The sequence below is a fragment of the Streptomyces sp. WY228 genome, assembly GCF_019287315.1.
GTDB lineage: Bacteria > Actinomycetota > Actinomycetes > Streptomycetales > Streptomycetaceae > Streptomyces > Streptomyces caviscabies.
The window spans coordinates 8174161-8190213 of sequence record NZ_CP079114.1 but is presented as its reverse complement, the minus strand read 5'-3'; the positions used below and the strand labels follow the sequence as shown (position 1 = coordinate 8190213).

Sequence of the window (16053 nt, the reverse complement as noted above, 5' to 3'; positions counted from 1 at the left end):
CGGCCGGGCAGGTCTGCTTCTCCTTCGGCCCGGCCCCGGCGCGTCGGCGTTCGGTCGGCGGCAGCCACCACCGCGTGGTGGTCGGTGTCCGGCGCGCAGCGGACCCGTCTCGTCACTCCCAGGGTGCAGGCCGTCTCCTCCCGTCGGTTGATTCCTCGTGTCCTGCACGTTTTTAAGATCATTCTTCGGAGAACGGACGGATCGACCGGTGGAGCACGACATGACGCTGCTGGATGTACTGCTGGACGCGGTCCGTGAGGCTCCCGGGCAGGTCGTCGTTCATGTGCGTGGCGACGGCAGCGAGCTGACCGTCACCCTGCGCGAACTCCTGGACGACTCCCTGCGCGTGGCCGGCGGATTCCGGGCGGCGGGGGTGGCGCCGGGGACCTGCGTGCCGTTGCTCGCCGACCGCAGCGAGGACTTCCAGTCGATGTTCTGGGGTGCTCTGGCGGCCGGTCTGGTGCCGGTTCCGCTGGCTCCGGACGGCCGTCGGGTGCTGCCGGTCTGGGAACACCTGGGGCGGCCGCCCGTCGTCGTGGACGCGTCGACCGCGCCGTTGGCCGGTGAACTCCCGGAGGGTGCACGTGCCTTGGCGCTCGATGCCCTGCGGGAGGGGCCCGCGCTGCGGGAGCCTGCCGCCGCCGGGCCCGAGGACGTCGCGTTCGTGCAGTTCTCCTCGGGGAGCACCGGTGCGCCCAAGGGGGTGGAGGTGACGCACGCCGCGGTACTGGCCAATCTGGAGCAGATACGGGCCGCCTCGGCGCTGGGCGCCGACGACGTGGTGGTCAGCTGGATGCCGTACTTCCACGACATGGGGCTCATCGGCACCCATCTCGCTCCCCTGTCCGCCCGGGCCAGGCAGGTCAAGATCGGTCCGCTGACGTTCGCCAAGCGGCCCCGGATGTGGTTCGAGGCAGCGGCCCGGCACCGGGCCACGGTGCTGTCCGCCGCCAACTTCGCCCTGGCGCTGGCCGTACGCCGTGTTCCCGACGAGGCCCTGGCCCGGCTGGACCTGTCCGCCGTACGGCTGCTCCTGGTCGGGGCGGAACCGATCGCGCCCGCGGTGTGGCGCGCCTTCGCCCTCAAGACGCGGCCCGCGGGGCTGGACCCGGCGGCGGCGCAGCCCGTCTACGGCCTGGCGGAGGCGACGCTCGCGGTGACCTTCCCGCCGCCGGGAGAGGTGGCCGTGCCGCTGGTCCTGGACCGGGCCTCGTTGAGCGACGGGGTGGCCCTGGACGCCGAACCGGGCGCCGGGGCCGTCGAGTTGATGGACGTCGGGTTTCCGGTGGCCGGCTGCTCCGTACGCGTCGTCGATGACGCGGGCGCCGTCCTCGGGGACCGGCAGGTCGGTCACATCATGGTGAGCGGTCCCCAACTGGCCCGCGGCTACCACGGTCTGCCGGGCGTGAGCGCCGAGGTGTTCTCCGATGGGTGGCTCCGCACCGGTGATCTCGGGTTCCTGCGGGACGGGCGGCTGTGCGTCACGGGCCGGCACAAGGACGTGCTGTTCCTCAACGGCCGTACGTTCCACGCCACGGACGTGGAGACGGTCGCGGCGGCGACGCCCGGGCTGCCTTCCGGCGCCCCGGCGGTGATCGGTTCGACCGACCCGGTCACCGGTGCGGAGCGCGTCGTGGTGTTCGTCCCCTGGGCACGGCCCCCGCGCGATGCGGCGGAGGTGCTCGAACGCGTCGCGGCCCGGGTGCGCGAGGCGTTGTTCCATGACGACGTGCGGGTGTCGGCCCTGCCACCGGGGGCGTTCCCCCGTACGACGAGCGGCAAGCTGCAGCGTCGGCTGCTCCGGAAGCGGTTCGAGGCGGGCGAGCGGGGAGCGAACGAGCAGAGGGTGGGTGGCGGAGGGGTTGCCCCGTCTGCGGCTCCCGGCGGGCGTGCGGAGGTGCCCCGGTCGGCCACGGAGACCGTCGAGGTCGTGCGGGAGGTGTGGGCCCGGGTGTTGGGCCGGTCCGCCGAGTCGATCGGGGTGCACGAGCCGTTCGGGAGCCTCGGCGGGACCTCGCTCAAGGCCATGGAGGTGCTGGTGGCGCTGGAGGACGCGTTCGGTGTGACGCTGCCGCCCGCGGTCATCCGCGACCACGGCACGGTGACGGCCCTCGCCGGTCACCTTCTGACGGTTGCTCCCGGTCTGCCGTCGTCCGCCCCGGAGGCCGTGGAGAGCTCCGTGCCGCGGGCCGGAGGAGCGTACGGGGCGGACGCGACCGGCCCCGCTCCGGCCGCCGACGCCCCGGCCACCGCCGCTGCGGCCGTCATCGGGATGGCGTGCCGGTTCCCGGGCGCCGACACCCCCGAGGCCTTCTGGGACCTGCTCGTCGACGGGCACGACGCCGTCGGCCCCGTACCGCGGGAACGTTGGGACGACGGCCACGACCGTCCGGAGGCACGGCCGTCCGCTCCGCGGAAGCGTTGGGCGGCCCTGCTGGACGACCCCGCAGCCTTCGACGCCGGCTACTTCGGCATCGGCGAGGAGGAGGCGCGCGCACTCGACCCGCAGGCACGGCTCTTCCTCGAACTCGCCCACGAGGCCCTCGAACGCGCCGGGTACGCGGGGCCCCGCCGACGCGGGCGCAGGATCGGTGTGTTCGCGGCGGTCGGGGACAGCGGCTACCGGGAGGTCCTGGACCGGGCCTCCGCCGACGGCTCTCCGCCGCCCACCGCACTCACCGGCAACCTGCCCTCGCTCATCGCCGCCCGGGTCTCCCAGAGCCTCGACCTCGACGGCCCCGCGCTCGCCGTGGACACCGCCTGCTCCTCGGGGCTGGTGGCCCTGCACCTGGCCCGGCGCAGCCTCTTGGACGGCGAGTGCGACCTGGCCGTCGTCGGCGGCGTCAACCTCCACCTCACCTCCGCCCCGCACCGGCTGCTGGAAGAGGTGGGGGCCCTGTCCCCCACCGGGCGCAGCCGCGCCTTCAGCACCGACGCCGACGGCTTCGTACCCGGCGAGGGCGGCGCGGCCGTCGTCCTGACGCGCCTCGACGCGGCCCGCCTCGCGGACGATCCGGTACTCGCCGTGGTCCGGGGCACGGCCGTCAACAACGACGGCCGGTCGATGAGCCTCATGGCGCCCAATCCGTTGCGGCAGCGCGAGGCCATCACCCGGGCGTACGAAGCGTCGGGCGTCGATCCCGCGGCGGTGACCTATGTGGAGGCCCACGGGACCGGCACGGCCGTGGGTGACCCGATCGAACTGCGGTCGCTGGCCCATGCGTTTCCCGTACGGCCCGACGGCGAGCCCCGGCTGCTCGGTTCGGTGAAGACGAACATCGGGCATCTGCTGAACGCCGCCGCGCTGCCCGCGCTGGTGAAGGTCGTCCTGGCCCTGGGCCACCGCAGACTGCCGCCGTCGCTCCACCACTCCCCGGCCTCGCCCGGCCTCGCTCCCGCCGGCTTCTCCGTGGTGTCCGAGGCCCGGGACTGGACGTCCGCCGGGCCACTCGTCGCGGGGATCAACGCGTTCGGCTTCGGCGGCACGAATGCCCATGCCGTCCTCGAAGAGGCTCCGCCTGCACTGTCGCCGTCGCTGTCGGCGTCGCCGGGTGAGCCTGGTGAAGGTGAAGTCGCGGTTGAGGGGCCCCACTTGCTGACTCTGTCGGCGCGCAGTGACGGCGGGCTGCGGGACGCTGTGACTCAGCTCGCCGCCCATCTGGAAAGCCGTCCGCAGCTGCGTGCGGGCGACGTCTGCCGGACCGCGAGCACCTCCCGGGACGAGGGGCCGCACCGGCTCGCCGTCGTCGCGGACGGTGATCTACGGGAACGGCTCGCCGCCATCGTCTCCGCTCCCACCGGCACCGGCACCGGCACCGGCACGGACACGGACACGGGTGAGACCGGCGGGCGCATCGGGAGCGTCGTCCGTTCCCGGCCGCGTGTGGTCTTCCTGTTTCCCGGGCAGGGTACGCAGTTCCCCGGCCGGGACCGGGCGCTGTACCGCACGGCGCCGGTGTTCCGGGACACGATGGACGAGGCATCCGCGCTCCTCGGTCCGCTGTGCGGCCGGACCCTGCTGGACTGGGCGCTGGATCCGGAGGCGGACCCCGTCGCCCAGGCCGCGACGGAGGTGGCGCAGCCGCTCCTCGTCGCCTCCGGTGTGGCGCTCGCGCGTCAGCTGCGTACGTGGGGCGTGGCGCCCGACGCGGTCGCGGGGCACAGCGTCGGGGAGATCGGCGCGGCCTGTGTCAGCGGGGTGCTGACGGTTCAGGAGGCGGTACGGTTCGCGGCCGAACGAGGCCGTCTCATGGGCACGTTCACCGAGCCGGGCGCCATGATCGCCGTCCGCGGTGACGAGGACGCGGTCGCCGCGGCGGTGGCGGAGTCCGACGGGGCGCTCGCCGTGGCCGCGTACAACGGTCCCGGGCTTCAGGTCCTCTCCGGGGCTGTCCCCGCCGTGGAGCGCGCTGTCCTCGGCCTCGAAGCGCAGGGGGTCCTCACCCGTCGCCTGCGCGTCTCCCGGGCCTTTCACTCACCGCTGATGCGGCCGATCGCCGACCGGCTCGCCGAAGCGGCCCGTGCGCTGAACCCGCGGGCCCCGTCCATCGCCCTCATGAGCACCGTCACCGCCGAGTGGCAGCCGGTCCTCGGTCCGGAGTACCTGCGCGAACACGCCGAGCGCCCGGTGCTGTTCGGGGCCGCCGTGGAACGGCTGGCCCGGGAGGGGTACGACACCTTCGTCGAGGTCGGCCACGGCGCGACCCTGACGGGTGCGGTCCGCGCGGCGACAGGAGCGTACGCCCACGGCGGGACCGGTGCGGCCGGCGCGACCAGGACGACGAGCGCGACCCGCAGCTCCGGCAGCTCCGGCAGCTCCGGTGAAGTAACGACCGTCATGTGCGCTCTGCCCAGTGCGCCCAGCAGGCCCAGTACGCCCGGTGACGAGCACGGCGGAAGCAGGGCGCTCCTGGAGACCGTCGGCCGGCTGTGGTCGCACGGCGTACCGCTGGACCGGACCGCGCTCGACGCGGGGCACCACCGGATTCCGCTGCCCACCTACCCCTTCCAGCGCACCCGGTACTGGGCCGATCCGCCCGTCAGCCCTCTGCTGCACCGGGTCCGGTGGGCGGACGCCGCCCTGCCCGAAAGCTCGGCGGAGGCCGGGCGTTCGGTGCTGCTGACCGGGCCCGACTCCGCGTCCGTCGACCGGCTCGCCTCGCAGCTCACCGCCGAGGGCATCCGGATGCACGCGACGGGCGACGGGCCGCCGGACGCCGTGGTCCTGGTGGCCGGGCCCGCTCCCGACCAGGACACCGCCGACGCACTCGACCGGGCGCAGGACGCCGCGCTGGCCGCCTTCGACGAGGCCCTCGCACGGTTCGACGAGTCGCGCGCGGACCGGCTGCTGATACTGACCGAGGACGTGCACGCCACGGGAACCGTACGGGAGAGGCCACGGCCGGCCCACGCCGTCCTCGGCGGACTTCTGCTGGCACTGCCGCAGGAGACTCCGAGTGCTTCGGCCGTCGCGGTCGACCTCAGTTCGCTGGACACTCCGTCCCAGCGCCTGGCCGCCGTGCTGGCCGAGCTGGGATCGGACAGCACCCCTGGCAGTGCCGGCTCCGTCGCCTGGCGCGCGGGGCGCAGGCTCACCCGCGGCTTCGCTCCGCTGACGAGCGGTGCCACAGCGCCGACCCGTGCGCCCCGGTCACCGCTGCCGCCCGACGGCACCTTCCTCATCACCGGGGGCGGCGGCGGAATCGGCGCCGCACTCGCCCGGGACCTCGCCTGCCTGGGCCGCCCGACCCTCGTGCTGACCGGGCGCTCCCCGCAGCTTCCCGTGGGGCTGGCCGAGGAGCTCCGCGCGCTGGGCGCCACCGTCCACTACCGCGTGGCGGACGTCTCGGTGGAGCGCGATGTCGACGCGCTCCTCTCCGGACTGCCCCGCCTCGACGCGCTCTTCCACACCGCGGGAGTGGTGCGGCCCGGCACGCTGCGGAACAGACGCGCGGAGGAGACGGCGGGCGCCCTGGCCGCCAAGACGCGGGGCAGTGTGCTGCTCTCCCTGGCCCTCCGTCGGCACGGCCTCGACCCGGCGGTCCGTGTCGCGTTCTCCTCCGTGAGCGCCGTACTGCCCGGACTGGCGGGCGCGCTGGGCGACTACGCCGCTGCCAACGCCTTCCTCGACGCGTTCGCCGCATCGGAACGACACGCGGGGCGGCCCTGGCTGTCGGTGAACCTCGCCGCGCTCGCCGGAGCGGGCATGGCGGAGGCCCTCGGCACCGGGGCCGGCCGAGACTCCGTCCCCGGGCGGAGCTCCGGAGGCAGGCCGGTCGCCCCCGCTGCCGGACTGGCGGCTCTCCGTACGGCATGTGGCGTTGACGCGTCACAGCTGCTGATCGCCGACCTGACGCCGGCCCCACGCCCTGCGGTCGTAGCGCCCACGACGAATCCGATGGGAACGGCACCGGAATCCGGCGCCGGTACCCACATCGGTACCGACACGGGTACAGCCGCGTTGCTCCGCCGGCTGCTGGCCTCCGCGTTGCATGTGCCCGTCGCCGGGATTCCCGATGACGAGCCGTTCCTCACCCTCGGCCTCGACTCGCTCGCCGCCGTCGACCTCGTCAGGCAGCTCGAACGGGAGCTGGACAGGTCCCTGCCCGCCACGCTCTTCTTCGAGTACCGGACCGTCGGCGAACTGGCCGCGCACCTCGACTCGTCGCCCGGCCCGGCCTCGTCTCCGGCGCCGGATCCGGTGCTGGCTCCGGCGCCGGCTCCTGGGCCCGCCGCCGTCCCCGCTCCCGCTCCCGCTCCCGCTCCCGCTCCGGACGGCGTACCCTTCCCGCTCACCCCCGTCCAACAGGCCCTGTACACCAGCAGTCGGCTCCACCCGGAGGTCCCGGCCCACGGTTACGTCCGCCAGACCGTCCGAGGCCCCCTGGACACCCGTCTCCTGGGCCGGGCGCTCGCCGCGCTCGCCGATCGGCACACCATGCTGCGGATCCGTATCGAGAGCGCCGCGGGTGCGGGGCACACCGGGAACGGCGTGGACCGGCTCGACCCGGTGACACCGCGGCAGTACGTCGCGCCGGCCACAGCGCTCTCCGCCTGGTACGAGGTCCGCGAGCTCACCGGGCGTGTCGAGGAGCTCGAAACGGCGCTGTGCAACCGGCCGTTCGACCTCGCCGCCGAGCCTCCCGTACGCGCGGTCCTCGCACGGGAGAGCCCGGAGCTGTCCCATCTGGTGCTGGTGATCCACCATGCGGCCGGTGACGGATACAGCCTCAACGTCCTTGCCGGGGAACTCTGGTCGCTCTACACCGCCCTCGCCCACGGGCGTACGCCGACGCTGCCCGCGCTCGGCACCGATTTCGCGCGGTACGCGGCCGCGGCCGCCGCCGAGCGGTCCGCCACGGACGGCGCACGGACCCTCGCCCTCGACGGGCGGTACTGGTCGGAGCGGCTGGCCGCCCGGGGCGAGCCGCTGCGCCTCGCCTACGACGGTGATCCGTCCGCTCTTCCCACGGCTCCCCTGGCCACCCGTCAGAGTGCCCTCGACGCCGAGCTGACCACCGCGCTGGAGAAGCGGGCCGCGGCCCACGGAGTGAGCCTCTTCCACCTGCTGCTCGCCGTGCACGTGCGCTGCCTGGCCCGATGGAGCGGGCAGCGGGAGATCGCGGTGAACGTCGCACGCGCCCGGCGCGAGGGCCGCCTGACGGGTCTGGACAAGCTGGTGGGGCCGCTCGCCGACACCCTCCCGCTGGTGTGCGAGACGGACCCGGACGAGCCGGTCGGGACCCTGGCCGAGCGGCTGGCGGGGATCTGGCTGGAGAGCGAGCAGCACGCGAGCCTCACCGGCCTCGACCTGGCCCGGCTGCTGCCGACGGACCCGTCCGGGGCCGGACCGCGGACGGTGAGCCCCGCCGGATTCAGCTTCTCGCGCTTCCCCGCCGCTCTCGACGAGCGCTGTCCGGTGAGCGTGCGGCCGACCGCGGCCGGCACCGCCACCGCCGCGACCCGCCTGAGCCTGCTGTGCTGGCAGGACGAGACGGTTCTGCGCCTCTCGTGGAACTTCCCCGTCCGGCTCTTCGACCCCGCGACGGTCGCCCGCCTGGACCGCGACTTCCACGCCGAGCTGGCCGCCCTCGTCCGGCCCCGGCCCGACATCCCGGACGTGTCCGGGTCCACGTCCGAGTCCACGTCCGGGTCCACGTCCGGTTCCGGTTCCGGTTCCGGTTCCGGTTCCGCCACGATCGTGCGGCGGCTGGTCGAACGGTTCCGGGCCACCCCGGACGCGGTCGCCGTCGACACCGGCGATGCCACCCTCACGTACGCCGAGCTCGACCGTGCCTCCCACGCCCTCGCGGCCTCGCTCCTGGCGGGCGGCGTCACCCCGGGCAGCCTCGTCGGACTGCTCACCGAACCCGGTGCCGACACCGTCGTCTCGGTCGTCGCGGCCCTGCGCGCCGGGGCGGGCTGGGTTCCGCTGGACGCCGGCCATCCGCCCGCGCGGCTGGTGGACCAGCTCACGCGCTCCGGGGCCCGTACGGTCCTCTGTCACGCCGCCACCCGGGCAGTGGGGGAAACGCTGGGCGACGTCACGCTCGTGTCCGTCGACGCGTCAGCGCCACTCCCGGCCGTCCGTTCCTCCCGGTCCCCGGACGAGGTCCTCGTACCCGACCGCCCGGTCGACGCGAAGGAGACCGCCTACGTGATCTTCACTTCCGGATCCACCGGCCGGCCCAAAGCGGTGCCCATCACCCACCGGTCGATGGAGAACTACCTCGACTGGGCGATCAGCACCTTCGGGTACGACGAACACGACCGGCTCGCCCAGACCGCGTCGCCCTGCTTCGACGCCTCCGTCCGCCAGCTCCTCGCCCCGCTGCTCGTCGGCGCCACCGTGGTCACGGTGGCCTGGGATCTGCTGCGCGACCCCGACCGGCTGCTGACCCACGTCGAACGGAGCCGGATCACCGTCTGGAGCTCCGTCCCCACGCTCTGGGAACAGCTCCTCTCCGCGTCCGAGGAGCGGGTACGGAACGGCGCACCGCGTCCGGAACTGTCCGCGCTCCGGTGGATCCACGTCGGCGGCGAGGCCCTGTCCCCCGCCCACGTGCGCCGCTGGTTCGACCTCTTCGGCGACGGCCAGCACATCGCCAACCTGTACGGGCCGACCGAGGCGACCATCAACACGAGCTGCCACATCATCCGCGCCCGGCCAGGCGACCAGGTGCGACGGCTCCCCATCGGGCGCCCCGTCTCGGGCACGGAGGTGGAGGTCGTCGGCCCCGACGGGGAGCCCCTGCCGGCCGGCGAGGCCGGCGAACTCCTCATCTCCGGAATCGGCCTGACCGCGGGCTACCTCGGTGAACCCGCCCTCACCGAGGCCGCGTTCACCGTCCGGCGCGGGCGGCGCTGGTACCGCAGCGGCGACCGGGTGCGGCGTCTTGAGAACGGCACCCTGGAGTTCCTCGGGCGGCTGGACGACCAGGTGAAGATCCGGGGCAACCGGGTCGAGCCGGGCGAGATCGAGGCGGTGCTCCAGGCCCATCCGGATGTCACCCACGCCGTCGTCATCGCCGAGGACGGACGCCTGACCGCCTTCGTGACACCCGGGCCCGGACCGTCCCGGGCGGACGCCGTGGCGCTGCGGCTCCATCTGGCGGAGTCACTGCCCCCGTACATGCTTCCGTCCCGGATCACCCGTGTCGGCACGATGCCGCTCACGAGCACGGGCAAGATAGACCGCCGTGGACTGTCTGCCCGGCAACCACACCGGTCCCATGAGCCCCGCACGCCCCGCCGAGAGGCGCCCGTCCCGACCGGTGCCCGCCCGGACGACCTCCGTACACCGCCCCGCACTCCGACCGAGGTCCGGCTGGCCGCCATCTGGTCCGCTCTGCTCCGGGCCGACGACGTATGCCGCGAGGACGACTTCTTCGCCCTGGGCGGCGACTCCCTGCTCGTGCTGGAGGTCTTCGCCCGGCTGGAGAAGCAGGGCGGGCCGCTCCCCCGGCCGACCGTGATCTACCGTCACCGTACGCTCGCGGCCCTCGCGGACGCGGTGGACGCGGCGGACGCAGACGCGGACGTCGAGGCCTCCGCCACCCCCTCCCCGGCCCCCGGTCCGGCCATGGCTCCGGAGCCCTTCCCTCTCACGCCCACGCAGCGGGGCTTCCTGCTGGCCGAGGCCATCGCACCGGGTGCGACCTCGTCCGGGCTCACGCGGTTGCGGCTGCACGGCCGCCTCGACCGCGCCCGCTTCCAGAGCGCGGTGGACCTGCTCGTCGTGCGGCATCCGATGCTGCGCACCGTCTTCCCCGCCGGGGCGCGCCCGGCCGTCCAGCAGGAGCTTCCGCCCTCGCTGCGGCTGCCGGTCGGCTTCGAGACCCTCACCGGCCCGGAGCAGGTGGAGGCACGGGTCACCGCCGAACGCGCCCGCCGTTTCGAACCCTGGGCCTGGCCCCTGCTGCGGCTGCGGGTGCTCACCGTCGCCCCCGACGAACACGTCCTGGTGGCGCACGCCCATCACATCATCGGCGACGGTTACAGCGCCGCGCTCCTGGTACGGGAGCTGACGACCGTGTACGACGCGCTGTCCCGTGGCGAGGAACCGGCGCCGGTCCCCCTGCGCAGCACCTTCCGCGACCATGCCCGTCGGCTCACGGCGCGCGCGGACGCCGCCCCCGCGACGGTCCCCGGTGCGGGCTCCGTCGGGCCGGCCGGCGACGACCGGTGGGCACGGCTCGCCGCGCCCTACCGACCACCCGTACTCTCCACCGCTCCGACCACCGGTTCGGCCGCCGACGAGAGCGCCGCTTCGGCCGTCGGCACGGCTCCGGGCAGCGCAGCGCACCCGCTCTTCCGCACCCACGGGTTCACGGTCGACGCCGGCCAGGTGAACGCGCTGCGCGGCCTCGCCGCACGCACCGGCTCCACTCTCCACGTGCCGGTGCTCACCGCCTACTACCGGGCGCTCGTGGCGGCCACCGGCCGGGCGGATCTGCTGCTCGGTCTCGCGGTGAGCGGCCGGGACCCCGCTCTGCCCGACGCGCACCGGGTGTTCGGTCCCTTCGCCACGGCGGCTCCCCTGCGGCCGGCCGGTCCGGCGTCCGGGCGGCCCGACGACGCGGGGTTCGAGGACGATGTGCGGCGTCTCGCGGTCGAGGCCGTCGAGGCGCAGACGTACGAGGGGGCCGTTCCGTCGCTGCCCAACGGGCTGCCCCTGGCCTCGCAGTTCTTTTTCACCTATCTGGATTTCTCCGCTCTGGGACCGGAGAGCGGCGGGGCCCTGGCCGTCACCCGGGATAACGGCGACAGCGCGTACACGCCGCCTCCGGCCGGCACGGACGTGTTCCTGGCGGCCGCCCCGGACGACGGGCGGCTGCGGATCACGGTCCGCGCGGCGGCGACGGCGTTCACCCCGGAGGAATTGGCCGCGTTCGCCGACTCGGTACGCGACGGTCTGGCGGAGGCGGCGGCCTCGACCGCAACCGGTCCCGGCCGCGTCGGCCGGCCGGGCGGCTCCGGCCGGGACCGGCGGATGGACGCCGCGCTCATCGGCTATCTGCCGTCCCCGGCCGGCCTCGCCGGGCTGGCCGGGCTGCCGGAGGCGGCGCTGCCGCGCGAGGAGCTGCGGAGCCTGCTGTTCCCCGGCGGGCGGCCACGGCTCCTGGAGACGCTGCGTACGCCGCTGGGCCGTTCGGGCTTCGTGTGCGTCCCGCTGTTCGCGGACGAACTCGCCCCCGGTGACGGCCTGCTCGGGCACACCACCCGTGGTGTGGAGCTGGCCTCGTCGCTCGGTGCGCGGGCCGTGTCCCTGGCGGGCATGATCCCCTCGCTCACCGGTTACGGTTTCGATGTTCTGCGTGCCGTCGGAACGACCGGAGCCGCCCCCGCCGTCACCACCGGTCACGCGGCGACCGTCGTCTCCGTCGTCAGGACCGTGCACGCCGCTCTCGATGCGACGGGGCAGGAACTGGGCTCTCTCACCGTCGCGTTCGTGGGGCTCGGCTCGATCGGCTCCTCCTCGCTGGAGTTGCTGCTCACCCGGGCCCACCGGCCGCCCGCCCGGCTGCTGCTCTGTGACGTACCGGGCAGCGGGCCGCGTCTGAAGGAGCTGGCCGACAGCCTCCTGGAGCGCCGTCTGGCCGAGAGCGTGGAGGTGGTCGAGTCGCACCGGGGGCTGCCCGACGCCGTGTACGGGGCCCGGCTGATCGTGGCGGCGGTCAGCGGGGGCGGCACGCTCCTGGACGTCGACCGGCTCGCACCGGGTACGACGGTGGTCGACGACTCGTTCCCGCACTGCTTCGACACGGCTCGCGCCATCGCCCGGATGGAGCGGGAGAAGGACGTCCTGGTCGTCGGCGGTGGGCTGTTGAGTGCCGGCCCCACAAAACGGCTGGTGGCCGAGGGCCTGCCGGCCGCCGCGGTCGCCGGGTACCTCGCGCGGCCGATGGTGCCGGACAGCATCGCGTCCTGCCGGCTGGAGTCCCTGCTCCACGCTTCGGGAGTCGAAGTGCCGCTCGTCCACGGTCCGGTCGACGCGGCCACCGGCCTGGCGTACTGGGAGGCGGCGGAGGCGTCCGGTATCCGTGCCGCGCCGCTTCACCTCCTCGCCCGCACCATCGACCCGGGCATGCTCACGCGGCGCCCCCGGAGGCCGTGACCGTTGCCCGGACCGGGCGCCGGGGGCGTTGTCAGTGGTCGGGATTAAGTTCGTTCCTGTCCCGCCGCGATGGCGTGGACGTCCCCTTTCGCATGCATGGGAGTTGGCGCGTTGTCGGTCTGGGAGAAGTCGAGTACCGCGCGGGTGGTGCCGCCCGCGCGGCCGCGGAAGCTGGCCAAGGTGCCGTTCGTCGAACTGGCCGACGGGCGGTTGCAGGGTGTCGTCTCCAGCGGATCGGACATCGGGCGGGTGTACGTGTCATCCGTGGCGGCCCGGACGTACGCGTTCGCGTGCAGCACCAACAACAACCGGCCCTGCGGCGGTGCGCGCGGCATGTTCTGCAAGCACATCCAGGCGCTCGTCGGCGAGGCGGTGCTGCAGTACGGCGCGGAGCGCGTCGCGCGGTACCTCGCGGTGGACACCCCGGACGGGGAGCCCGACGCGCAGTCCCTCACCGCCGCCATGACCGCCACGCCGCCGGTGCTGGGCGACTCCTCGGCGGCCGCACAGGTCTTCAGCCGGTTCCTGCGGCACCTCGCCTATCTCGAACTGGCCCCGGTCACCGCGCCGTTGCCCGAGATGCAGTGGTTCCCGCCGACCCGGGCGGTGGCGTGATGCGCGGCGATCTGCTGTCCGATCCGGTGGACGGGCTCGACGAGGCGCTCGCCGCCGTGGACGCCTTCGACGGGGCACTGGTGGCCGGGCTGTTGCGGCCGGGGCCCGCCCAGGCGGCGGCGGTCGCCGGGCTCGCCGAGGCGGTCGCCGGGACCCCGCTGGCCGGGCGGGTCGCGGAGGCGGCCGGCAAGGCGACGGCCGGGGCCGCGGGGGACGAACACTTCGTGGCGCTCGCCGCCGCCCGCTGTGCTCTGCTCGGCTCGGTGCACGACGCGTTGACGCACCGGATCGACGAGGCCGTCGGCCGGCCCGCCGCCGAGGAGGCGGAGCGCGCCGCGGGCTCCGGCCCGGTGTCCGCCGGGCGGGAGCAGGGGTCGAACCTCCTCGCTGCGGCCCGCAGCTGGCTGTGCGATCTCGCACGCAGCGGCTGGCGGGGCATCGATCACGAGCTGGTGGCCGAGTCCGCGCCGGTCGTCTCCGCGATGCTGCCCGAACCGGCCCTGCGCCGGTCGGCGACCTTGCTCGACGGGTTCGCCGCCGAGCTGGCCGCGTCCTGTCCGGGGGCGACGCTGGAGCGTGTGCCGGTGCGCCGCTGGGCCGATCTGTGGTCGCGCGCCCTGCTGTTGACGGTGCCCGGAGCCGCCGGGGAGCCGTCCGTCGTTCCGGCGACCGGTCGGCTGCTGCCGCTCGGCGTCGATGTGCAGGAGCACGCGACGGCCGTGCAGGCGCAGGTCCACGCCGTGTTCGAGCCCGCGGACGGCGGGGCGCCCCGTCTCGTACGCGCCGGGGTCTCGGCGCCCAAGCCCGACACGGTCGTCGGGGCGGGCCTGTGGCAGCTGTTGCGTCCTCGTATGTCGCTGCTCGGGGCCGTGAGCGAGGGCCGCTCGATGGAGCTGGACGCGATGCCGGTGACCGCCGAGGGGGATCTGGTCTGGGACGACGAACGGGCCCGTGCGGGTGAGCCCGCGGACGCCTTCGCCACCGCTCGGGTGATGCTGTCCGCGGCGGCGGCCGCCCCTGTCGCCCCGCTGGACCGGCATCCCGTCCGGATCGCCGTGCCGGTGCTGCTGGAGGGGTACACCGCGCAGAGCGAGGACGATCGCCTCGCGTTCGATCTGGCCGGCCTGCTGCTGGCCGTGGACGCCGACCGGTTGCCCGCCGCCGGACCGCTGACGCCCGAGGCGGTCGCCGCCTCCCGCGCCTGTGTCGGGCTGCTGCGCTGGGACGCCGGGCAGTTCTTCGTCCAGCCGCTCGCGGTCGAGGCGACCGTGCGGAAGAAGGCCGTCGCCGTGCACGCCGGGGCGTGGGCGGGCGGCACCACCGACAAGGCCGGTGTCCGGGCGGAGAAGGCCGCCACCGACGCCGTCGCCGTGCTGCGCGAGCGCGCCGGAAGGCTGTTGCGGAAATGACCGAGGATCTCACCCGGCGGCCACCGGGCCCCGAAGCCCCGCCGCAGGCCGGGCCCGACCCGTACGACAACCGCCGTCAGGTGCTGTACTGGCGGCTCCTGGCCCGTCTCTTCGACGGTGAGGAGCAGCCCGCGCTGGAGTCGGCGAGCCTGGGGGTGGTCGAGGACATCGGGCTGCCGCCCGCGCTGCTGGACCCCGGGACGTCGCTCGACTCGGTCGTGCAGCGCCATCCGGAGCTGGCCGCCGAGTTCGACGGGCTGATGACACCGGACGACGGTGCGGACGAGGCCCGTGACCGGGCGGCGGAGGTGCGGCGCGCGGCGCTGGTCTCGAAGGTGCTGCTCAATGTCTTCACGACCGGTTCCGGCGCGGTGAGCGCCGAGCAGCTGGCTCGCTGGCAGTCCGACGCGGGCTGGCTGGAGCGTGCGCTGGGCTGTCCGCCCGGCGGGCTTCGCGGCGGGCGGGCGGCGGGAGCGGGCCTGGACGCCGGCGGCCTCGGGCCCGAACTGGCGGCGATCGAGGGCGATCTCGTGGGGCGTATGCGGCTGCGGGAGGTGCTGGCCGATCCGACGCTGGCCGCGCGACTGACGCCGAGCATGTCGCTGATCGAGCAGTTGCTGCGGGACAAGGGCAATCTGTCGGGTGTGGCCCTCGCCAACGCCAAGTCGCTCATCCGCCGCTATGTCGACGAGGTCGCCGAGGTGCTGCGTACGCAGGTGGAGAAGGCCACCGTCGGCGAGCTGGACCGTTCCGTGCCGCCTAAGCGGGTGTTCCGCAATCTCGACCTGAACCGCACGATCTGGAAGAACCTCACCAACTGGAGCCCGGAGGAGGAGCGGCTCTACGTCGATCGCCTCTACTACCGGCACACCGTCCGCAGGACGACACCGCAGCGGCTGATCGTCGTGGTGGACCAGTCCGGCTCGATGGTCGACTCGATGGTGAACTGCACCATCCTGGCCTCCATCTTCGCCGGGCTGCCGAAGGTGGACGTCCACCTCATCGCCTACGACACCCGCTCGATCGATCTCACGCCGTGGGTGCACGACCCGTTCGACGTGCTGCTGCGCACGAACCTCGGCGGTGGGAACGACGGCCCCGTCGCGATGGCGATGGCCCGCCCGAAGATAGCCGAGCCGAAGAACACCGTCATGGTGTGGATCTCGGACTTCTACGAGTTCGACCGCTCCCAGCCGCTGTTCGAGGGCATCGAGGCCGTTCACCGGTCCGGGGTGAAGTTCCTACCCGTCGGCTCGGTGACCAGCTCCGGACGGCAGGAGGTCAACCCCTGGTTCCGCGAGCGGTTCAAGGCTCTGGGCACGCCCGTCGTCTCCGGACACATCGACAAGCTCGTGCACGAACTCAAGACGTTCCTCACCTGAGGCCCGAGGCCCCGGGCGCCCGACGTCCCTG

4 protein-coding genes are annotated in these 16053 nt (G+C 74.2%); all 4 read left to right on the top strand.

Translation table 11 applies throughout. The features are described from left to right. Positions 1-220 precede the first annotated feature (220 nt). On the top strand, positions 221-12616 hold the full coding sequence (locus KV381_RS35815; protein WP_373461189.1) for an amino acid adenylation domain-containing protein: 12396 nt from the start codon (positions 221-223) through the stop codon (positions 12614-12616). A 111-nt stretch (positions 12617-12727) separates the two neighbouring features. After that, positions 12728-13231, top strand: coding sequence for a hypothetical protein (locus tag KV381_RS35810; protein ID WP_234024586.1), 504 nt, complete (start codon positions 12728-12730; stop codon positions 13229-13231). After that, positions 13201-14640 carry a hypothetical protein gene (locus KV381_RS35805; protein ID WP_030080571.1) on the top strand — a complete coding sequence of 480 codons (1440 nt, stop codon included), beginning with the start codon at positions 13201-13203 and terminating at the stop codon, positions 14638-14640. The genes KV381_RS35810 and KV381_RS35805 overlap by 31 nt, the downstream gene beginning before the upstream one ends. Then, positions 14637-16022, top strand: a complete 1386-nt coding sequence (locus KV381_RS35800; RefSeq protein ID WP_030627760.1) for a VWA domain-containing protein — start codon at positions 14637-14639, stop codon at positions 16020-16022. The genes KV381_RS35805 and KV381_RS35800 overlap by 4 nt, the downstream gene beginning before the upstream one ends. The last annotated feature ends 31 nt before the right edge of the window (positions 16023-16053 follow it).

Coding starts and splice junctions, on each gene's coding strand:
- KV381_RS35815 (WP_373461189.1), top strand. CDS start 221: ATGACGCTGCTGGATGTACTGCTGGACGCGGTCCGTGAGGCTCCCGGG.
- KV381_RS35800 (WP_030627760.1), top strand. CDS start 14,637: ATGACCGAGGATCTCACCCGGCGGCCACCGGGCCCCGAAGCCCCGCCG.